This is a genomic window from Flagellimonas amphidinii (genome assembly GCF_013090115.1).
Classification (GTDB): domain Bacteria; phylum Bacteroidota; class Bacteroidia; order Flavobacteriales; family Flavobacteriaceae; genus Flagellimonas; species Flagellimonas amphidinii.
In genome coordinates this window covers 111,595-133,825 of the sequence record NZ_JABFNN010000031.1, presented here as the reverse complement: position 1 = coordinate 133,825, position 22,231 = coordinate 111,595, and the positions used below count along the sequence as shown (strand labels likewise).

The following is a 22,231-nucleotide window of genomic DNA, read 5'->3' as shown; positions in this document are numbered from 1 at the left end:
GTGTTTTATTCCATAACTACTTTAAGGATGGCATCAAGAAAATCATCATTGTACAAAATGGATAATTTAGTGTCCGACAATACAGTGCCAAGGTTTGTCGCTACAATGATATATGTATCCTTTTCAGGGAAATACCACATATCGGCCCCAGCCCCGATAGCATCACCGTCGTGGCCATAAGCTATACCATAATCTGTCTTTATTTGCCAAAGTCCAAGCCCATAACCTATGTAGGTACTACCACCAGTAGTTACAAAATCCAGCATTTCCGTTTTAATACTTTCCGAAAGAAAACCTTCGTTGCCAATAGCCTTTAAAAAAGTGTATAGGTCTTGTGGTGTGGTAATCAATCCGTCAGAGCCTGTAAAGATGGAGGTAAGATGGTTATTGACATCTGAGATATTCTCCAATTGTTCCGTATCAAAACGATCCCAATAGCCATTGACCAAACTTGTTGGTGTTGGGTATGAAGCTTCATTTTTATAATAAGTTTCCGTAAGTCCCAAGGGTTTAAATATGCGTTCGGTATAGAAAGCGGCATGGTTTCCTGTTTTTGCTTCCACCAAGGCTGCCAACAATTCATATCCTGTGGAAGAATAGTTAAAATCCGTACCTGGTTCAAATAGACTGCCCTCTCCTCTCTCATATTCCAACAAGTCATCCGTGGTGATTTCAAAAGGGTCATTGAAAACATCCGAAATGAATTTTGTATTCCAATCTAGATTGGTCAGTCCAGAAGTATGGTTCAACAACTGACGTACCGTAATGATATCTGTATGCGTAAATCCCTGCAGTATTTCCTCTGGAATATGTTGTGATATGGCATCATCCAAATCCACCAGTCCATCTTGCGCCAATAGAAGTACTGAAACTGCACAAAATGTTTTTCCGATACTTGCCGTATATATTTTATTACAGGGTGTCATAGGAAGGTTATCCTCAATTCGGGAATACCCTGATGCACCAGTCCATACTTGGCCATCTGCGGTTTGCACAAAGACAGAAAGCCCGGGTATTCCCTTAGCCGTATACTCGTCCAAGGTTTCTTGTAACGTTATTGCTTTTGGATGTGATGCATCGGTAGTTGAGACCTGATCACAGCCTTCGGTATCATCTATGGACATAAATTGATATTCTGGTTCGCAAGCTATTGAACCCAATAAAATCAGGAATATTAAAATGTTGACTGTTCGTAATTTCATGATAATCTGTTTTTTGAATGAAGATTTAATTATAAAGTGAATCGTGTTCCTATACTGACGAATTCTTGCGGAAGCACATCGATATCGGGATAAGGAAGTAATACAGTTTGCCTATACGCAACAAAAAGATCCAATTGGTGTTCACTAGAGCCAATGTTATAGCCCACAGATACATTTCCACCGGCAAGTCCGAACAAAGTTCCCTTGTCCCGAACTTGGGCAAACCCTGTTTCATTACGTTCAAAGATGGCCCTTTTGTGAAAGCTTTGTTGAATCCCCAGTTCAATCGCTGCATCCATAAAAAGTCCAAATCCCAATCGGTACCGATAACCAAAAAAAGTGGACAAATGTGCCCCCTGATGACTGAACTTTGAAGTAAACCAGCCCAAATTTATTGTTTGAAAGAGTTTTCCATGACTCCCCTCACTGTGACTAAACTCAACGCTAGCGGCTATTGCTGGTTGATATGGTCCTGTAAATGTGTTATAAAAAGGAATGGAGGTACTTTCTTTCCCCATACTTATTGACAGGGGGTGGCTTTCAAACCATCCCTGTGACCTTGCCCATGTGCTGCACAACAGGCAAAATAGCAAAAACTTGATTGTTCTCTTCATGATTGATGTTTTTGCCAAAACAACAAACAATTAAAGCCTGAAAAGGTGAAATTGTATTAAAATGAAGTGAGGCGATATGTTTTTACATGTGAAATGTACATAGACCTTATTACGATTTAATGTACTTGGTATTGGAAATCTATTTCTTAAATGGATACTCTTCTTGATGTGCCAGTATCATGGAATAGTTGACCGAAGTGATTTTCCATTGCCCGTTTTGCTTAATGAGCATCCAAGATTCCTTTCCCCAATTCGAAAGTTTGTCATTCCCAAAAAAACCATAATCAAAAGTGACCACAGCTATGTATTCATCATTCCAAATGGCGATGTTGTGGAAGTCTTCCCTATAAGTTTTATCAGTCATTTTGAGCATATTGATAAAACTGGAAGGCGAGCCAAATTGAATACCGTAAGAACCATTGCCTACCCAGGAGACTTTTTGACCCTCTACAAAAAGTGATAAAAACCCTTCAAGGTCCTTGGCCTCGATTCCTTTTTGAAAATTGGCAATTACCGCTTCAATCTGGGTTTTGTCATCCTGGGCGAAAATGGAATTCATAGCGGACACAACAAGTAAGACAAAATAGAATAGTGTTTTTTTCATGGGAATATGTTTTTATTCCTAAAAATAGAGGCAATGTATTCGGCACAAAAAAGCGTAATTTATCTTATGGGGATTATGATGTGAAACGCTCTATTTCTTATGCGAATGATTTCGGTGATATCATTTGAGATACCTGTCAGATTTGGTCAACAATTTATCTTGCCCATTTCCTTATCCTGTTTCTAGCATTTTTATACGGGGAAACTGTATTCAATTGAATCATTTTGCCCATGGTCCATTTTCCGTACCATGGTTTTTCGTATAGTTCACTATTGTCAGAAATATCGATTACATCCAATATTTGCACTACTGTTGCATCCAACCTTTGCAATAGTTCATCATAGGTTAGATGATCATAGTCTGAGTAAAATTTCTGGGCCAATTTTCCCAGTTCATTCCACTTAAAACCCGTTTCGGGAAAATCGACATCATGTCCCTTCTCTTTTTTTAGATTCCATTTTAAAACAAGTTCTCCCCAACCAATCAAATAAGCCACTAAATTGGAAACGCTCATAAAAGCTCCCTTTGCGTGCCCTTCCAACTCCTTTTTTAAAATCCATTCCATAGGAACGGATTTTAAATCCTATTTCAATTTTCCATATGAATCCTTAATTGAAAAAATCAGTTCTTCTTTGTTATTGGGTACTGCCATCGTCAAAAAACAAATCGTTTATTTCATTCTTTAGGACATTGCTCTATTAAACATTTACCAAAGCCTAACACCCACATAGCCATTGGTTATCATGAAAAGAGTAATCATACAACTTGATAAGGTCGTGAAAACGATTAAAGCTTTTTTTGCCCTACTTGAGTCGTTATATATTGATTTTCCCAAAAACCAACCATATAATGAAAGGAGTGGATAACATAATGTCAAGCAAAAAAAGGTGAGGGTCCTGAAGTTCAAACTTCCAAGTTTATCACTATCCTGAAGGTTTACAGTCGTCGGTATAAACATGATGCACACCAATATCAACGGGAGTATAAGATGCACAAAATCGAACTTCTTGATGTTAAAACCCTTTCCCCTAAGCTTGCCAATAAGCCATTTCATCGGAAAAAGAACAAGTGAAATAATCGATATAACCAGACCAAACATAACGCATAATCGTTTTGTCCAGAACCATGCCTTACTGCCCTTAACGTAATACTGTCCACCACTGTTAGTGTCCACAAACACCGTTTCACCACCAATGTCCTTAATCAATATATGAGAGGTGGCACTTCCTTTGTAAAAGTACTTGTTTTCATTACCCAAATATAATTCTTTGGATTTACCTCCAACTTCTTTGGCCAGAAATCTATTGTCCTCAAAACTCAATTCCATGCCCGAAATCAAATCATCTACTCCCTTAAAAAGACTTATTCTATTTGTTTTCAATTTATAAAAGCCCAATAGAGGTTCTACTTCTATCTTACTCGGATTTACCTCCTCTAGAAATGATTTCTTCGTATTATTGGTTATAAACTTAAACAACAACCTATCAATCTCCCTACCACAGGCACCATGGGAGGCATTTAGTGCAAAAAAATACCCTCTTTTAATGGAATTTATATAAAAATATCTTGCATGTAGATTATACCCACCTCCCCGGTTTCCTTGGACAAGGTGGCCATCATATGTGTTTTTCATGTTGCCCAGTCCATATCCTGTTACTATGTTGTGCCTCGCCGCCAAAGATGTTTTGGACGTTTCCATTTCAATCAATGATGTCCCGTTCAAAATACTGGATGAGTCCTTTTTGATTAAATAACTGAGGAAATGGGCCATATCCGAAGATGTAGTTACTAAACTGCCAGCCCATTTATTTATTTGTTGCTTGTTTTTACTGGCAACTGGCCTATTACCCTGAAATACATGCCCAATTGGTTGTTCGCCTTTCGGAAGGCTTTTTTCTTTAAATGTTGAATTGAACATATTTAGGGAATCCAGTAGTTCCTTTTTCAAAAAGATGTCATAATCCTCTTCCGTGTATTTCTCCAATATATATCCTGCCAGCAAATATCCCGGATTTGAATAGGAGAAATACAATCCAGGTTTGTGCTCTACTTTTAATGCTGACGGAGTTAACGCTATAGCCTTTATGACAGAAAGTTCGGGTTCATCCGTAAAAATCTCGCTGAACTCCATATCATTCAATCCGGCCGTATGTTCTAGTAGGTGCCGAATCGTTATAGGTGCCTCTTTGGCCCATGGATTATCTATTTTTATTTCTGGAATCACATCGACCAGATTAGCATCCAGATTTAGCTTTTTTTCCTCCTGTAGTTTCAGCAACCCTAAAGCAATGAAGCTTTTAGCTATCGAACCCACCCTAAATCTGGTATCTGCATTTACAGGTTTATCAATCTCATTGGACACTTTGCCTACACCAGAAGAATACGTCGTAGAATCGTTAAGTACTATAGCGTAACTGGCACCAGGTACATTATACTTATTGATTATGACAGCTACGGATTCTTCCAATTGATCAAAATCCTGTCCAAAGACTCTATTATTGCTACCCATGAGCAACAGTATAAAAATTATATTGACGATTTTATTTGACATTTTTCTTTTCTATCAAGTTGTGATTTGACCGTCTTTGCACCACATCCCAAATATTCTATGTACTCTTCATAGGTCTTATTTGGAGGGTTATTCTCTAGGCAAACTATTTTTAAAGAAGTTGTAAGCATTTTTAGCACCATTTCTATTATTGGCGAGTACTATAAGTAGATAATCAGATTCCGGAAAATACCTTAATTCACTGCAACTACCATTTCTAACTCCTGCATGTCCAATATTCAATTGTGCATCATATGAAATAATAGTCCCTAATCCATAGCTATTTTTTGCTTTAAGCTCACTACTATCTATAGAGATAAAATCATTATTCATAAAAACATTAGAGGCTGTAGATTCATATACTGTAGGAGTAAACAGAATATTTCGATGGGTATAATCCAAAAGTTTGTTCGTTTTTATAAGCGTGTTGAAAAACAATCTTAAATCTTCTGTCGTACCCACAAGTCCCCCTGCTGCAGAAATCCATCCCGATGGGTAAAATTGGGACACTTCTTTTAATCCTTTGTCAGACAAATAGTAACGATATGACTTTGCCACACCACCTCTTTCGAACGATGTATATGTCATTTTGGCAATATCAAAAATGTATTTCTTCAAATAATCTTCGAACCTCATATTGGTCACCTTCTCAATAATGACCGCAGCCAAATCAAAGGAATCATTGGTGTAATCATATTTTCCTGTGGGTGTAAAACTTTGATAGTGTTCCCATTTTGGTAAATATTTCAGCTGTAATGCATACATTTCCTGTATGGAAGTCGCCTTGTCCTGTGCTTCCCTAAATCCCTCAATACCATCTAATTCATATCCAGAGGTATGGTTCAATAGTGTTTCAATGGTGATTTGCGAAGCAATATGTTCAGGAAGTTCGGGCAGATACTTGTCAATTGTGGCATTTAGATCCAATACGCCCTGTTGTACCAATTGCAAACACGCCACCGCAGTGAACATCTTGGTTATGGACATAAAGTCGATACGAGTGTTTTTGGTATTTTTTATCTTTTGGTCAATATTTTTATAGCCATAGCCCTCGTCAATCAACACTTCATTTCCTTTTTGTAAAAGCACCGTACCCTGAAAAAGGTTCTTTTCTTCATTTGCCTTTAGATAGGTTTTAAACTTCTTTAGCAATGCGTCATCATCCGTACTTCCTAAATTGAGCCCATCAGGTAAAGCTCCTTGCAATACGGCGGTACCTTTTATTTTATGACGCTCTTTGTCCAGCACAAACTCAACGGCAAACCAGGCTTCTGATGTTTTGCCCTGCAGCCAAACTTCCAAATCATTGGGTTGGTTGATGGATATGGAATGGGGTGCTACTTCGCCAAAACGATAGAAATAATCCATCCACGTATCAACCTTATTATACACATATTCGGTATCGGTTTTTTGGTAGTGTTTTTTTACAAAATTTTCTACTTTTTTTTCCTTTCCAGAATTGTAGGCTTTAATAAAGTCCTGAAACACCTCGGAGGCTGGCGTATTGGGCCACTTTAACCCTTCTTGACCGTAATGAAGCGACAATGAGAATACTATCAATAACATTGTCATAAAACCTGTTTTTTTCAACAATATGGTTTTTTCTTTTTTATTTGAATTCATCTCTTTTGTCTTATTTCTTGATAATATGATCTAAAAACCTACCAATGGTCATATAGGTATTGGACTTATCGACACCGAGCCCCCTAAGCTGTTTTACATCGTCTTTAGTGTAAAAAACACCATCCTTAACAATACTCACTGGCTCCTTCAAGGTCGATAGGGCATCCAATGGATTTTCTTCCAATAACAATAGATCCGCTTTTTTTCCTATTGCTATAGAGCCTATCTCATTATTCAATCCCAGAGCCTTGGAGGCATTTATTGTTCCCGACCTCAAAATATCAATTGGAGCAATTCCATTTTTATGAAGCAAAGCGATTTCATCATGCAAGGTTATTCCCGGAATGGTGAGGCTAGGCCCAGTATCAGTTCCTAACAATAGTTCCACTCCTTCTTCATTCAATATTCCCACCAAGGCTTCCATACAATGATATTTTTCAGTATTCCATTTATAAGCTCCTTCATTGGTTCCCACCCATTGTGAAAGTTGCCTATGCCCAATAAAACGGACAAATGGATTTATTTTCTCCTTGGGGATACTATCCAAAAAGGGTGTGCCATCAACGGTTGCCTTGTATATGGCATGAAATGGAGATAATGTTACGGTCACCCTTGAGTTATGCGCTTTTATCTTTCGAACTATTTTCCGTCCCAAAACAGTATCGAGTTCGTAGGCCATTGGTCCTTGGATCAATTCTTCAACATGTTCAAGTGAATTAAGCCCGGCACCCAGAATAATATCGAAATCAACTTCGTGCGGTGGATGTCCTGCTACATAAAGATTATTTCTTTCAGCTTCATCCACAATAGCCGAAAACTCCTCTTTGTTCAAACCGTCGTATATTTTGATAAAATCATAGCCTTCCATTTTGTACTTTTTTACCGCTTCGGCTGCCTCTTTTGTCCCTTTGATATTCTTATGAAATGGACTTGTGTTATTTCCGCTATTTAGGGTAGGCGAAGCCGTAAACAATGTAGCACCGGGATATTCACCATTCTTAATTTGTTCCCTCCATCGCAAATGCATGGGAAAGCCCATCATGTTTCTGACGTTAGTAACGCCATACCCTAAATACATAGCTAAATCGGAACGGTCGAATACATGGGTATGCATATCTACCAGTCCAGGAACAACATACTTCCCTTTGCCATCAATTGTTTCATGTTCCAAGCTCAAAATCACTGAATCAGGAACAATATTCTTTATAAGTCCATTTTCAACGACAATGGCCCTATTGGGAAGTATATAATCCCCCATCCCTAATTCAACATCGATAATGTTGACATTTTTAATAGTGTATGTGTCCTTATGTGTTCCAACTTGGTAAGGAATTTTTCCATCCTTCTTGGAAACAGGAATCGATACTAAAAGAACAATTAGAACAAGGCTCAATAGCATTCCTAAATAGACCAAGACTTTTTTTATTATTCGTAGGATTTTCTTTACCATATCAATACTGTTTTTTTAAAGTTTCAATGAGTCGATTTGCCACATCTGATGCCGTAGGCGGATCGTAATTGGAAAGCACAATGACTGCTGCTCAGAAGTTGATTACTTCCTTGGAAAATAGTCCCATATTATATTCACTATTTTCCACTCATTGTCCAGCTTACACAAATGGATATATTCTATCCATTCCATTTTGTCTGGATATCCTGTTTTTAATCTTACACTGGCCGTGTTATAAAATGTGTCCAGAATTTCGACAACATTTTGCTGTTTGTCCGTAGATAGCGGTTTTTTCTTGCCCAACATGCTCTTTAATTCTTCATTGGTCATATTCTGAAAGAAGAGCTGGTCTTCACCACGCTTTTTGGAGATGCCCCGCTTGGCCAATTGGGGGTGCAAATAGCCGAACATTTCATCCGTTTTATTCTCAAAGAAGTTTTCAATGTATCCCATGACCACTTTTTCTATTTCCTTTATTTCCGAAGGAGGCAACTTCATCTTAGGTTGTCCCACTTCTGAAATCAATTGGTCATACTCCTTTTTTTGGGTAGGATTTTTTTCTCTCAATCTTAAAAGTGCTTCAATCCTAGCTTGATTCAATGCATTTTTTGTCGGAGTCACAATATTTGGGGTTACTCCAACCCCTTGAAACTGTTTACCATTCGGCGTAATAGACGTTCTGATTGAAACCGATAGGCTAAAATCCTTACCAATAGGAAAAAATTGATTGCTTCTGCCTGCACCGGCACTTTGCATACCCACGACCGTGACCCTGCCCAATTGCTGCAGGTAAAACGCAAAACCTTCGGCAGCAGAACCCGTTCTTTCGCTGGTAAGCACATAAACATGCTTATTCTGATTAATTGCACCATAATCCGTCTTTGCGGAATGCGATTCCATAGCACCATCTTTACTATGATAGGTAGTTAAGAGTGTGGGCTCCGCAACAAATCCACCAGCTAAATAAGCTGTTGTCTCTCCTGAACCACCAGGACATTTACGAACATCAATAATAAGTGCATCGGCAGACTTTGAAAGTTCTAAATAGGCATTCAAATCTTCTTTTAAATATTCCAACGGGCCAAACATCGGCACATCTAAATAGGCAATATTGTCATCGAGCATTTTATAGGTAAGTAAATCCTTAAAAGCACTCGGGTCTGGCATGCTACGCATCATTTGTCGCCTTGGATTCTTTTTGGAAGCAGCGGTTTCTTCATTGGTGACCAGATACAAATGACCATCGTTGCTAATGGCCTTTAAATCTTTGGTCATCTTTTCCTCAAATTCACTTTTTAAGGTAATGTTATCGTATTTGCCGCTTTCCAGATTGGATTGAATGGTTTTTACGATCTTTTCTTTCAAACCGGGAATAATATAATTCTCATCTATGGTTTGAATAATGTCCTGGGTGATCGACCTTATTTCATTTCTGGTTAACTCTTGCGCCTCAAGCTTTGTCAGCATAAGGGCAATAAATAATAGGGCCAGAACTTTTATTTTATATCTCATTTTACGTCAGTTTTAAATTCATCTCAAATAACACTGAAATGAAGTCCCGTTAAAAAAGAATCATGCAAAGCTTTGGTTTCCTTGTTTGAAAACCACAGGAAATGGTCTATGCTGTTTTTAAACAATATATTGGGGAATTCACATAAGAAATGGGCCATCTTGTCAAATACGAATAAAGTCAGAACACAATTGTTACGATATTGTTCGAATTATCGGTATCTTAATAATAACGAGCTTTTAACCTAAACAAAGTTACCTTGAGTGATTATGAATTTCAGGTCCAATAAACACCTATCCTTATTTGAACCCATTGTACATCTTTGCCTGTGGGCGGTGTTACTTTATATCACCTACTCCAATTTTGGGGTAAAGGTTCGAATAGTAAAATCTGCTGACGGTGCTATTGAACAATCGGTAGAATCCAACACTGTTTTTCTCATAGCTATTTTCATAGACCTTTTCCTTAAATCGATTATGTTCTATGGCAATGCCTTCATGCTGCTGCCCAAGTTTTTCCGATCCCCCATAAAGTCCCCAAGTATTGTAAAAATGTTTTTCCTTTTTGCGCTTACCCTGGGACTATCACTGCTCATCAACTTTTATATCCTCAATAACGGATTACCCTATGGCCTTAGAAAAGGAGAGGCCCTAATCGGATATACCGCCCTTATCCACCTACTTTTCTTGTTGTTGTCTATTGGGTACCGCTTGGCAAAGGATTGGTATAGGAACGAAAAATTAAAACGACGTATCACACAAGAAAAACTAAAGACAGAGCTTGATTTTCTTAAAGCCCAGATCAATCCACATTTTTTGTTCAACACCTTGAACAATCTGTATGGCGAAGCCAGAAAAATAGAGGACAAGACGGTAGCGAGCGGTATCGCCAAATTAGCGCATATGATGCGGTATATGATCTATGACAGTAATGTGGAACGGGTTACCCTGGACAAGGAAATACAATACCTGGAAAGTTTTATCCAACTTCAAAAATTACGCCTTTCTGAAAACGACCCTTTGGATTTGCAGTTTGATTGGAAAAATGCGGATTTGAACATCAAAGTGGCCCCCATATTATTCATCCCTTTTATTGAAAATGCCTTTAAACACGGATTGGACATCAATCAACAGAGCTTTATCCATATTGCCCTTGAAACATCTGAAAACCAACTGTTTTTTGAAGTGGAAAACTCGAAATTCGATGTACAGACCATACATGAACATTCAGGTGTGGGGCTGATCAATGTAAAAAGGCGATTGGCCCTTTTATATCCCGAAAAACATACCTTAAAAATTTCGGACCAAGGGGATATATATCGGATACGTCTTGAATTAATCGTAATTTGATGCCTATGACACTGAACTGTATCATTATAGACGACGAGCCACGGGCCATAGCCATCCTTAGGGAATACGTTGAAAAAGTTCCGGGCCTGCATTTGTCCGGAACCTTTCGGGATTCCGTTAAAGCCTTGACGTATCTTAATTCAAATAAAGTCCACTTGGTCTTTTTGGACATTAACATGCCCAATTTATCAGGGATACAATTTGTAAAATCCCTTGTGGAAAAACCATTCATTATTCTTACCACGGCCTATTCGGAATATGCCGTGGAGAGTTACCAACTGGACGTTGATGACTACTTATTGAAACCCATCGAATTTGACAGGTTTATGAGATCCATCAATAAAATATGGGCGAAAGTCAATACTTCGTCCTTGGACAGATTGGAACAAAGTATGGATGCAACCGTGCCGCCCAGTGAGAACAAAGCCTATATTTTTGTTAAGAACGGGATCAAAATAGAACGGGTAGATATTGATGACATACAGTATATAGCAGGTTCCGGGAATTATATTGTTTACCAATTGGCACATAAAAAAGTAATGGCTCTCGGAAAAATGAGCGAGGTATTGGACCAATTGCCGGAAGATAAGTTTGTACGTATACATAAATCGCATATTGTACAACTTAGTAGGATAAAATCCATTGAGGACAACCATGTCCTTGTTGGAGATGCAAAGCTCTCCATCAGCAATACCTATAGAACCGGATTCTACAATAAAATCAACCCCTAGCGTTGCTAACCGATGGATTTTCTAAAACCCGCTTGTTCACATAGGCCGTGGGCGTCATTTTTGTATGGGTCTTAAAAAACCGTATGAAAGCACTGCTTTCGGAAAAGCCGAGTAAAAAACTGATCTCATCAATGGATTTACGTTGTTCATGGAGATACGTTTTTGACAGCTTTAATTGAAGTTCATGTTCCACTTCCTTAAAATTGGTGTTCAAATCCTTCAATTTTCTTTGCAATGTCCTTTTTGACATGCCCATTGCACTTGAGGCATGCCATAGGGAAATACGATCGGGCTTACCATTCAATATGGCTTTCTTGAGCTGATAAACAACCTCGTTTTCAGTTTTCAGATTTTGGATTTCCTCATTTACCTTTTCCTTTAAACTCTCCAACAATCCAAATTCGATCTGCTTGGAATACCTATCAAAAATTTGCCTTTCAAAACATATTTCCGTCTTTGGTTGGTTGAATTTTAAACTACAGTTAAACAGTCTATAATATTCATTCATACTTTTGGGCCTTGTAGTATGAAAATTGACCTTGGAGGGAAAATAGGTCTTGCCCGTATAGGCAACCAACGACTTTAAACAACATAACAGGGTCAGGTCCAAAATCTGTCTTTTGGCCCATACGGGATACACCTGCCAATTGGGGTTTTCCTCAAAAACTACAACATAGCTCCCCTCGTTTTTAACCAGGTTACACTCCAAGGCATCACTGATCAATCGGGAATAGTACACGGCATTGTCAAATGCGTCCTCCAAGGTCTTGCTATGCTGCATAATGCTATCTACATAGGCGGTAACCTTTAATGACATTTGCTCGCCAACGTGCAGGCCTATGTAATTATCGTCCAATTCTTGCCCCAGGTAATTGAGCATGGCCACAACGGTGTCGTAGGAAACATGCTTCTGGCCCGTATCGATAGGGAAAGTTTTCCGCAATGCATCAATGTCCGCACCCTGTATAGCGGCGAATGCCATAAAATCTGAAATAATGGTGGAGGAGAAGTACATACCACAAATTTGGCGCAAAATGTCAATTTAAAAAATAGTAAGCCCATTAATTTCACATCGTATTTAAAATAGTGAACATGAACACAAAGAAAACCATCTTAGCAACCCTGACCCTGTTTATTGTAAGCAACGTACTCACAACAATTTGGTACATGCTTACGGATGAAGCCAATTTTCTACCTTTTAGAAGGAGCGAGACCAACTATGTTGGATTGTTATTGAACCATCTCATTTTTGCGATTGGATTTGTATACTTATTTCCCAGTTACATTAAGGGCAACGGCAACTATTCCACAGGCAGCGCTTTACGGTACGGTGTACTCTTGGCCGCCATAATGTTCCTACCGACCGGATTTGTTGTACGAAGTATTTGGCAAGTCGATTTCAATCTAATTTTCCTGTGGAACACCATGGCCCATCTGGCAATAGGAGGCCTTATGGGAATACTACTTTTATTAATCTATAACTACAAAAGAAATGCGACCAATTAAGAACAAGGAAATTGAAACGTATGTCAATGGATTGACGGATTTTCAGAAAGGACTGATTTTGGCCATACGGGATATCGTCCTTTCTGCCGATGAAAGGGTAAAAGAAGATATCAAATGGAGCAGTATCGCTTTTTTCAACAAAAAGAACATTTGCGGGTTTAGAGTGGCAAAAGCACACATCACCCTTTTGTTCATGGAAGGAGCTTCCTTAAATGACAACCACAGTATTCTAAATGGTAATGGGGCAAAGGCCAGAACGTACAAAGTAACCAATGCTTCAGAAATAAATGCCGTTGCCCTTACGGAATTGGTCAAGGAATCGTTGGATTCAGGGATGTAAAACATGGTTGAACTTAATTCTAAAGTTCATTTTTGTACTGAGTCCTCATCCACTAAAAGAAGAAAAGTTATCCTGATTTTTCCGGGCCCTTAAGAGCTCTGGGAAAATTGGGATGACTTTTATTTTATCATGGAATAACTGGATAGAACAGCCTGTGGGAACCACTGAAAACGCTAAAATTGAACCATCAAATATTTCGCTATGATAGGCTTTTTTTGGAATCAAGGAAAATGTCCAAAAACAAAAAACACTGAAAATCATACGATTAACAGTGTTTTTTTAATTACTTAAAATAGTTAAGTCGGGGTGGCAGGATTCGAACCTGCGACCTCCTGCTCCCAAAGCAGGCGCGATAACCGGGCTACGCTACACCCCGAAGTGTATGTTGTTGGAAAAAAGCGGAGAGACTGGGACTCGAACCCAGGCGACAGTTACCCGCCGACAGATTAGCAATCTGCTCCGTTACCACTCCGGCACCTCTCCTAATATTCTGTTATGAACGTGCACTTCAAAAATGCGGATGCAAATGTACCTTTTCATCTCTAAGATCGCAACTATTTTTTCTATTTTTTTAAAGAGTATTTCCTATCCTACACTATTCAGGGTATTCTACCCTTAAATGATAAATATTGGTAAGCTTATGTTTTAGTACTTTTTTAACCATCTCTATTTCCTTAAGAGTAATGTTGGCATTCAAAAATTGATTGGCCTGCATTTGACCCTTCACAATTTTTTCAACAAACTCATCAATAATTGAAAAAGTTGGATTTTTGAGGCTTTTTGAAGCCGCCTCAACAGCATCGGACATCATTAAAATAGCAGTCTCTCTGGAAAATGGAATTGGCCCAGGATATCGAAAATCTTTTTCCTCCAAATCTGATTCTATTTCTTGTTGCTTTTTGTAGAAATAATAGACCATTGTTGTGCCGTGATGAGTGCGGATAAAATCTATTACCCTATCAGGAATATTATTTTTTCTTGCCTTTTCAATGCCTTTAATAACATGATCCACAATAATTTTTGCACTTTCTCTAGGCGGAAGGTCATCATGTGGGTTTACATTTGTTATTTGATTTTCAGTGAAATATGTAGGTCTTTCCATTTTACCTATATCATGGTACAACGCCCCTACCCTCACCAACATGGCATTTGCGCCAATTTCATTGGCTGCAGCTTCTGCCAAATTAGCTACTTGGAGCGAATGATGAAATGTGCCCGGAGCTTTATCGGAAAGTTCTTTGAGCAATTTGGAATTGGTGTCTGACAGCTCCAACAGGGAAACATCAGAAATCAATCCAAACATTTTTTCATAAATATAGATGAGCGGTTGTGCGAACAAGGTCAATAGTCCATTCAGTACAAATACTCCAAACAATATCCACTCTATGTTTTCGAGATTGCCTTCATGGATGGCGTGAAAAGCAAAATATCCAACAATATAAATCAATGTTATTTGCCCAACAGATATAAATAGGTTGGCTCTTTTATACAATTCTGATGCTGTAAGTATGGTAACAATCCCCGCTATGGTCTGTAAAAAGATATATTCAAAGCTATTGGGCACAACAAACCCCAAAATAAGTATGGTCAAAACATGTACAAATAGCCCCAATCTCGCATCAAAAAAGTTTTTCAGCACCAATGGAAGTATACAAAGTGGTACGACGTAGACATAACTCTCATTATTTTTCACCATTAGCGTAGTGGCCAATACCATCAACAAAATGTTGAAAAAGATAAAAGTTACCTTATTATTGTTGTTGAAAATTTCATTCCGATATCTTTTTAGGAACAAAAACAGCATAATGAGTACTAAAGCCACCAAAATGGTGTATCCCAAAATGATGTAATAGTAGTTGTTTCCTCTCCAGAGTTCTGATTCGTATTCCTCCTTAAGCGAATTCAGCATCTTGAAGTTTTCCGCTTCAACCACCTCCCCTTTAGTGATGATCAATCGACCTTCAGAAACTTCCCCACGGGTAAATGAAATTTTGGAAAGTTCATCTTCCAAAGCTCTTTCCGTCAAAGTTTCGTCATAAAATACATTCGTCCTAAGTGCGTCTTGAACAATGCTTTTGAGACGTTCTTTTTGAACCAAACTTTTGTCTGCTATAATTGATATGACCCGCTCCTTGGCCCTCGTTAAATCCAAAAAATTATTTGGAGCTACTGGAATAGCTTCATTATTTTTCACCAAAACTATCCGATCAGACCTAGGAGAATCAGCCATCACTCCAAGAAGGTATATGCTATCCAATACACTGGTTCCAACATTCAATAATTGCTGTTGTTGAGAAGTGGACAAACCATTGGCCTCACTTAAAACTTTCAGTTTTTCAGAGAGTTGGTTTTGCACTAGGGCAACTATAGCAGCATCAAAAGTGTAGTAAGACGTACCATTTTGCCGGAGCACCTGCTGCTCCTCCGCTATTTCCTCCTCGGTTTTTTTTATGGAAAAATCAATGGGAGCATACAAATTCTCATACTGCCATGGCTTTCCTTTCTGAAACTCATATTTGAACTTGCCTCCCTTCGGAAAAAAGAATACAATAAGAGCCACCGAGACCAAATAAAGAAAATACTTGTAGGCAAGTGATTGATACTTATATACGTTGTCCAAAGTTTTTCCCATTCTGTCTACTGTTGAAATCAAAAATAGAAAATATAAATAAGACGTGGGTCTTTAGGCCTAGAGCTTCCTTTGCATTTAAATTTAGTATTTTCGCAACAGTAAAAATGCATGTATGAACAAAGTTGTCATTGTATCGACCGCAAGGACCCCCATTGGAAGTTTTATGGGTGGCTTATCCAGTATACCAGCCCCAAAATTAGGCTCAATAGCCATAAAAGGAGCATTGGAAAAAATAGGTTTGAAACCTGAAATGGTAGAGGAAGTGCTCATGGGTCATGTAGTACAGGCAGGGGCAGGACAAGCCCCCGCAAGACAAGCAGCAATTTATGCTGGGATTCCAGATACAGTACCCTGTACAACGGTAAATAAAGTTTGTGCTTCTGGGATGAAAGCCATCATGCAAGGAGCTCAGTCCATCACCTTGGGAGAAAACTCCATTGTTGTTGCCGGTGGTATGGAAAATATGAGTCTTATTCCACACTATGCGTATATGAGAAATGGCCACAAGTTTGGGCCAGCTACTTTATTGGATGGTATGCAAAAAGATGGACTGGTTGATGCTTATGACCAAAATGCCATGGGCGTTTGTGCCGATGCTTGTGCTATAAAACATGAATTTAGCCGAGAGGATCAAGATGCATTTGCAATTCAATCCTACGAGAGGTCTGCTGCTGCTTGGAAAGCTGGAAAATTTAAGGATGAAGTGGTTCCTGTTGAAGTGCCACAGAGGAGAGGTGAACCAATTCTTGTTGATGAGGATGAAGAATACAAGAATGTGAAAATGGAAAAGATTCCTGCATTACGACCTGCTTTTACCAAAGAAGGTACGGTAACAGCTGCGAACGCTTCCACTATTAACGATGGAGCGGCTGCTGTTGTATTGATGAGTGAAGAAAAGGCAAAAGAATTAAACCTAACCCCTCTGGCCACCATCAAAAGCTATGCTGATGCCGCACAGGAACCAGAATGGTTTACCACAGCTCCCGCAAAAGCTTTGCCCAAAGCGTTGGATAGAGCTGGTGTTTCTATAAATGATATTGATTATTTTGAATTTAACGAGGCTTTTTCAGTAGTTGGACTCGCCAATATGAAGTTGTTGGGATTGACCGATTCAAACGTTAATGTAAACGGAGGGGCTGTTTCACTAGGTCATCCTTTAGGGTGCTCTGGAGCCAGAATTACCATAACCTTGCTTAGCGTATTGCTGCAAAATGATGCCAAGCTAGGTGCCGCAGCTATTTGTAATGGTGGCGGTGGAGCTTCTGCAATCGTTCTTGAAAGAAATTAGTCAAACAATTCTGCCAATAGATGCAATATGGAATCTGCCCTTTGAGCATTGTTCCCATAAGAACACATCCGGACAACCATACCGAAATGGTTTCGCAAATTTTATATGGCGACTTTTTCAAAGTATTGGAGCGAAGAAAAAAATGGAGCCGCATTCGGGTAACCCATGATGGCTATGAGGGCTGGGTCAATAACGGCCAAATTATCTTAATTACTGAGGAAGAATACAACTTGTTAGATTATTCAGCACCAAAATATTCGTCTGATATTATTTCCCATGTCTGTACACAAGATGGCATGTTACTTCCTATTCTAATAGGTTCTGTAGTCTCCTCGGCAACCATTTTAGGCCACACTTTTGAAGAAAGTACTATTGAAGGAGTCCATCCGAAAGAGAATTTGGTGGATATTGCCCTCCTATATTTGAAAGCTCCTTTTCAGTGGGGTGGAAAATCGCCTTTTGGTGTTGACTGTTCTGGTTTTACCCAAATGGTCTATAAAATCAATGGATATAATTTAAAAAGAGACGCTGAAGGTCAATCGGGTCAAGGTGAAGCTCTCAGTTTTATTGAAGAAAGTGAGCCAGGTGATTTAGCTTTTTTTGACAATAACGAAGGTGTTATTGATCATGTTGGCATCATTTTAAAGGACAATTATATCATTCATGCACACGGACATGTCCGTATTGATAGGCTAGACCACACAGGAATCTTTAATACCGAAGAAAAGTTATATTCACACAAGTTGAGGGTCATTAAAAAGATTGTATAAAAAAGCCCCGATGATATCGGGGCTTTTATATTTGGATAAACCTTATTTCTTACTCTCCCAACAGCTTCTTTATTTTCATAAAGTTTTCTGTATCTCCTAAAGCACCATAAATGTTTTTCAATTGTGTCAATACACTTTGGTTATCAGGATTGGATTTAAGGGCATCTTCTAAAATTTTAGCACCTTCAAGGAAAAAATTGTCTTTCTTCTCTTTCAATTCATCATAACGGGCAATATCAGCTCTAGAACTTCCAAGACTGTTCATTTCATCAATAAGACCATTTCCTTCATCAACATAAGTAGTTGAAAGATTCAACAAAGCATTGATATATCCAGGGTCAATCGCCAACGCCTTTTTGTATGCTGCCCTTGCATCCTCCAAGTTACCCTGTTCCATGTTAATTACACCAATGTTATACAACAAATCAGCATTGTCTGGAGCCATATCAGAAGCTTGGGCCATCAAAGTCTTGAATTTCTCTTTGTCCCCCATTGCGTAATATAGATTAGCCTCGCCCAAAACTAGGTTCACATCATCCGGATCTACAGACCTTGCGTCAGTGTAGGCTGCCAAAGCCTTATCATTATCCCCTAATTGCTGATAAATCAAAGCAATGTTCTTAACAATTTCCGGCAACTTTGATGGTGTTCTTTCTTCTTTTGGATCCTTGTGTGTAGTTGCCTTAACATAAAGATCCCTAGTGGTTTTGTCCATAGTCTCAACTTCACCCGTTTCAACATTGACTGCGGTATAGGTTACTTGACCACCATCGTATCCAAGATCCTTAAGTTCATTATAGTGTTTTAGAGCCTTTTCATAATTTTGACCGTTAACCGCGCTACTTGCAGCATAGTACAAATAAATTGTATCATTTGGGCTCAATTTGTAGCTCATGTACAATTTATCAGCAGCTTTATCAAACTCCTTATTGTTGTTGTCCTCAACTGCAGAATTAACCAAATCTGCAGTCATTTGTGTTAGGCTCTGCTTAGCAACAGTGGTGTATTTTACTTTTCCACTTGCTTCTTCTACAGAAACAACTTTATTATAAGCATCAATCGCTGTTTGAAATGCACTTTCATCTCCTTTTTTGGCTAAATCATAGTATACATTTCCTTTTACTGCATAATATTGTGCCTGCAGTCTGGCATCGGCTCCATCAATTAGTGAAGCAGCACTTTCAAGTGAGGTTTTTGCGCTTGCGGCATCCCCACTTTTAAAGGCTTTTTCTGCAGCTTTGATTTCATTTTTTTGCGAAAACCCCATTGTTGAAATCCCAAATGCAAGTAGTATTAAAACTTTTGTTTTCATTTTAAATGTAAATTATATTAGTGTTTATTGATTATTCTTTGTTATCGTTATTTTCGGTTTTATCCCCACTGTCTTTATCAAGAGCTGTGCCATCTTCTCCATTAACCTCAATATCAAGGATATCGGCTTCATCTACATCGGCATCATCTTTCATCACTTTGGCTACCGCTGCTATGGAATCAGTATCCTTAAGATTGATGAGTCGTACTCCTTGTGTGGCCCTACCCATAACTCTCAAATCCTCAACACTCATACGAATTGCAATTCCAGATTTATTGATGATCATTAAATCATCTGTATCCGAAACATTTTTGATAGCTACAAGACCACCAGTTTTATCGGTAATGGAAATGGTCTTCACACCTTTTCCTCCTCTATTGGTAACCCTATAGTCATCAATGTTTGAGCGTTTACCATATCCATTTTCCGAAACGACCAAGATATCATCTTCAAAATTATGAACGGAAACCATACCAATTACCTCATCTTGGTCGCTAGCTAGAGTAATACCTCTAACACCAGCGGCATTTCTTCCCATCGGTCTTGTCTTACCTTCTTCAAACCGAATGGCCTTCCCAGATTTCAAACCTAGGAAAATTTGGCTAGTCCCTGTGGTAAGCTTTGCTTCAAGCAATTCATCACCATCTTTTATGGTAATGGCATTGATCCCATTTTGACGGGGTCTGGAATATTGCTCCAACGAAGTCTTCTTGACCGTTCCCTTTTTAGTGGCCATGATAACACAGTGACTGTTCACATAATCTTCATCTTTGAGATCTTGTGTACAGATAAATGCTTTCACCTTATCATCCTTCTCAATATTGATCAGGTTCTGAATGGCTCTACCCTTGGATGTTTTACTTCCTTCAGGAATTTCGTAAACACGCATCCAGAAACATTTTCCTTTTTGGGTAAAGAACAACATGTATTGATGGTTGGTTCCAACAAACAAGTGTTCCAAGAAATCTTCACTACGTGTTGAAGATGCCTTTTGTCCTACTCCTCCTCTATTTTGGGTTTTATATTCTGTTAGAGGTGTTCTCTTGATATAGCCCGCATGGGAAATGGTAATGACAACTTGTTCATTTGGAATCATATCTTCAATGCTCAAGTCACCACCTGCAAAGTTGATTTCGGACCTACGTTCATCCCCATATTTTTCCTTGACCTCCATCAATTCGTCTTTGATGATTTGCATTCTTCGCTCTTTTTTGTCAAGAATGTCTTTAAGGTCTTCAATGGTCTTCAACAACTCGTCATATTCTTCACGCAACTTATCCTGCTCAAGACCTGTAAGTTGACGCAAGCGCATTTCCACTATGGCCTTAGCTTGAATCTCTGTAAGCTTAAAGCGCTCCATCAAATTGTTTCTGGCCTCCTCAACATTAGAAGACCCTCTTATGATGGCGATAACCTCATCGATATTGTCGGAAGCTATAATGAGTCCCTCAAGAATATGGGCTCTATCTTCTGCTTTTTTCAGCTCAAACTTCGTCCTACGGACCACAACATCATGCCTGTGGTCCACAAAGTGATGGATAATCTCTTTGAGGTTCAATAATTTTGGTCTTCCGTTGACCAGTGCAATATTATTGACACTAAAAGAGGATTGAAGTGCTGTATACTTGTACAGCATATTCAATACGATATTAGGAATGGCATCACGCTTAAGGATATATACAATGCGCATCCCTTTACGGTCAGATTCATCCCTTATGGTGGAAATACCTTCAATTTTTTTATCATTGACCAGGTCCGCGGTCTTTTTGATCATATCTGCCTTATTGACCTGGTATGGAATTTCAGTAACAATAATACATTCCCTTCCCTGTACTTCCTCAAAAGTTGCCTTGGCTCGCATTACCACACGCCCTCGGCCCGTATGGAAGGCATCCTTGACTCCATCATACCCATAAATGATACCTCCCGTTGGAAAATCGGGGGCTTTGATATGGGTAATCAATTCATCAATTTCTATTTCATTGTTGTCGATATAGGCAATGGTGCCGTCTACAACTTCGGATAAATTGTGTGGGGGCATATTGGTGGCCATACCCACGGCAATACCAGAGGCACCGTTTACCAATAAATTGGGAATACGGGTTGGAAGCACTGTGGGCTCTTGCAACGAATCATCAAAATTTAATTGATGATCTACAGTATCCTTATCTATATCCGCCAACATTTCATCGGCAATTTTTCGCATGCGCGCTTCTGTGTAACGCATTGCTGCCGGACTGTCACCATCAACAGACCCAAAGTTTCCCTGTCCATCTATGAGCATGTAGCGCAAACTCCATTCTTGGGCCATACGCACCATGGTATCATAAACCGATGTATCTCCATGTGGATGGTACTTTCCCAGAACCTCCCCCACAATACGTGCGGATTTTTTATGTGAACTGGTAGATCTAACACCCAACTCGTGCATTCCAAAAAGCACTCTTCTGTGAACAGGTTTAAGACCGTCACGAACATCTGGCAGGGCACGTGACACAATGACCGACATTGAATAATCAATGTAGGCAGATTTCATCTCATCCTCAATGTTGATAGGAATTAACTTTTCTCCTTCCGCCATACTAAAATCTTATTGTTTTTAGTGGTTAAAATATCATGGCAATATACAGAAAATAGTACCTTTTAAAACGATTGACGGCTACTTTATTAAAAAAATTATCAACAGTAAATGGATGACTCAGATAAGGATATAAAATACATGCCAAACACCGATAAAAGTGCTCTTTATTTC

General features: G+C 38.9%; 18 protein-coding genes and 2 tRNA genes. 6 read left to right on the top strand and 14 right to left on the bottom strand.

The window, feature by feature from the left end; translation table 11 throughout:
• Nucleotides 1-5: 5 nt before the first annotated feature.
• The 8 genes from HJC33_RS09110 to HJC33_RS09075 all read right to left on the bottom strand — a co-directional run bounded on the left by HJC33_RS09110 (nt 6) and on the right by HJC33_RS09075 (nt 9,553).
• A complete protein-coding gene (locus HJC33_RS09110) occupies nt 6-1,202 on the bottom strand; it encodes a serine hydrolase domain-containing protein (RefSeq protein ID WP_171658508.1) in 1,197 nt (398 codons plus the stop codon).
• 29 nt (nt 1,203-1,231) lie between these two features.
• Nucleotides 1,232-1,816 (bottom strand): hypothetical protein, encoded by a 585-nt coding sequence (locus HJC33_RS09105; protein WP_171658507.1) that lies wholly within the window; start codon nt 1,814-1,816, stop codon nt 1,232-1,234.
• 139 nt (nt 1,817-1,955) lie between these two features.
• Nucleotides 1,956-2,420: a YybH family protein gene (locus HJC33_RS09100; protein ID WP_171658506.1), complete on the bottom strand. Its 465-nt coding sequence runs from the start codon at nt 2,418-2,420 to the stop codon at nt 1,956-1,958.
• 154 nt (nt 2,421-2,574) lie between these two features.
• On the bottom strand, nt 2,575-2,985 hold the full coding sequence (locus tag HJC33_RS09095) for a ClbS/DfsB family four-helix bundle protein (protein WP_272621391.1): 411 nt from the start codon (nt 2,983-2,985) through the stop codon (nt 2,575-2,577).
• Between the two features lie 141 nt (nt 2,986-3,126).
• On the bottom strand, nt 3,127-4,971 hold the full coding sequence (locus tag HJC33_RS09090) for a serine hydrolase domain-containing protein (protein WP_171658505.1): 1,845 nt from the start codon (nt 4,969-4,971) through the stop codon (nt 3,127-3,129).
• Nucleotides 4,972-5,058: 87 nt separating this feature from the next.
• Nucleotides 5,059-6,591, bottom strand: a complete 1,533-nt coding sequence (locus HJC33_RS09085; protein ID WP_171658504.1) for a serine hydrolase domain-containing protein — start codon at nt 6,589-6,591, stop codon at nt 5,059-5,061.
• A gap of 10 nt (nt 6,592-6,601) precedes the next feature.
• Entirely contained in the window at nt 6,602-8,041 is a 1,440-nt protein-coding gene (locus tag HJC33_RS09080; RefSeq protein WP_171658503.1) for an amidohydrolase family protein, read from the bottom strand.
• Between the two features lie 102 nt (nt 8,042-8,143).
• Complete coding sequence (locus HJC33_RS09075) at nt 8,144-9,553, bottom strand: S41 family peptidase (protein WP_171658502.1); 1,410 nt, start codon at nt 9,551-9,553, stop codon at nt 8,144-8,146.
• A 267-nt stretch (nt 9,554-9,820) separates the two neighbouring features.
• Between HJC33_RS09075 and HJC33_RS09070 the strand changes: the two genes are divergently transcribed.
• The gene (locus HJC33_RS09070; RefSeq protein WP_171658501.1) at nt 9,821-10,900 is read left to right on the top strand and encodes a sensor histidine kinase; all 1,080 of its coding nucleotides are present in this window, start codon (nt 9,821-9,823) and stop codon (nt 10,898-10,900) included.
• Entirely contained in the window at nt 10,900-11,631 is a 732-nt protein-coding gene (locus HJC33_RS09065) for a LytR/AlgR family response regulator transcription factor (RefSeq protein ID WP_171658500.1), read from the top strand. The genes HJC33_RS09070 and HJC33_RS09065 overlap by 1 nt, the downstream gene beginning before the upstream one ends.
• On the opposite strand, the gene HJC33_RS09060 is transcribed toward HJC33_RS09065, so the two are convergent.
• Nucleotides 11,621-12,646 (bottom strand): AraC family transcriptional regulator, encoded by a 1,026-nt coding sequence (locus tag HJC33_RS09060; protein WP_171658499.1) that lies wholly within the window; start codon nt 12,644-12,646, stop codon nt 11,621-11,623. The two genes, HJC33_RS09065 and HJC33_RS09060, sit on opposite strands and share 11 nt — an antisense overlap.
• A 77-nt stretch (nt 12,647-12,723) precedes the next feature.
• Here HJC33_RS09060 and HJC33_RS09055 point away from each other — a divergent pair, with 77 nt between their 5' ends.
• Nucleotides 12,724-13,137 (top strand): hypothetical protein, encoded by a 414-nt coding sequence (locus HJC33_RS09055; protein ID WP_171658498.1) that lies wholly within the window; start codon nt 12,724-12,726, stop codon nt 13,135-13,137.
• Nucleotides 13,124-13,477, top strand: coding sequence for a DUF1801 domain-containing protein (locus tag HJC33_RS09050; protein WP_171658497.1), 354 nt, complete (start codon nt 13,124-13,126; stop codon nt 13,475-13,477). The genes HJC33_RS09055 and HJC33_RS09050 overlap by 14 nt, the downstream gene beginning before the upstream one ends.
• A 301-nt stretch (nt 13,478-13,778) precedes the next feature.
• Here HJC33_RS09050 and HJC33_RS09045 read toward each other — a convergent pair.
• The 3 genes from HJC33_RS09045 to HJC33_RS09035 form a co-directional block, all read right to left on the bottom strand.
• Nucleotides 13,779-13,853: transfer RNA gene (locus HJC33_RS09045), tRNA-Pro, on the bottom strand.
• Between the two features lie 23 nt (nt 13,854-13,876).
• A tRNA-Ser gene (locus tag HJC33_RS09040) sits at nt 13,877-13,960 on the bottom strand.
• 112 nt (nt 13,961-14,072) lie between these two features.
• Nucleotides 14,073-16,109 (bottom strand): HD family phosphohydrolase, encoded by a 2,037-nt coding sequence (locus HJC33_RS09035; protein WP_171658496.1) that lies wholly within the window; start codon nt 16,107-16,109, stop codon nt 14,073-14,075.
• A 112-nt stretch (nt 16,110-16,221) separates the two neighbouring features.
• Here HJC33_RS09035 and HJC33_RS09030 point away from each other — a divergent pair, with 112 nt between their 5' ends.
• Nucleotides 16,222-17,397 carry an acetyl-CoA C-acyltransferase gene (locus tag HJC33_RS09030; protein WP_171658495.1) on the top strand — a complete coding sequence of 392 codons (1,176 nt, stop codon included), beginning with the start codon at nt 16,222-16,224 and terminating at the stop codon, nt 17,395-17,397.
• 20 nt (nt 17,398-17,417) lie between these two features.
• On the top strand, nt 17,418-18,167 hold the full coding sequence (locus HJC33_RS09025) for a C40 family peptidase (protein WP_171658494.1): 750 nt from the start codon (nt 17,418-17,420) through the stop codon (nt 18,165-18,167).
• A gap of 49 nt (nt 18,168-18,216) precedes the next feature.
• On the opposite strand, the gene HJC33_RS09020 is transcribed toward HJC33_RS09025, so the two are convergent.
• Both HJC33_RS09020 and gyrA read right to left on the bottom strand, forming a co-directional pair.
• Nucleotides 18,217-19,479 (bottom strand): tetratricopeptide repeat protein, encoded by a 1,263-nt coding sequence (locus tag HJC33_RS09020; protein ID WP_171658493.1) that lies wholly within the window; start codon nt 19,477-19,479, stop codon nt 18,217-18,219.
• 31 nt (nt 19,480-19,510) lie between these two features.
• Complete coding sequence (gene gyrA / locus HJC33_RS09015; RefSeq protein ID WP_171658492.1) at nt 19,511-22,060, bottom strand: DNA gyrase subunit A; 2,550 nt, start codon at nt 22,058-22,060, stop codon at nt 19,511-19,513.
• Between the last annotated feature and the right edge of the window lie 171 nt (nt 22,061-22,231).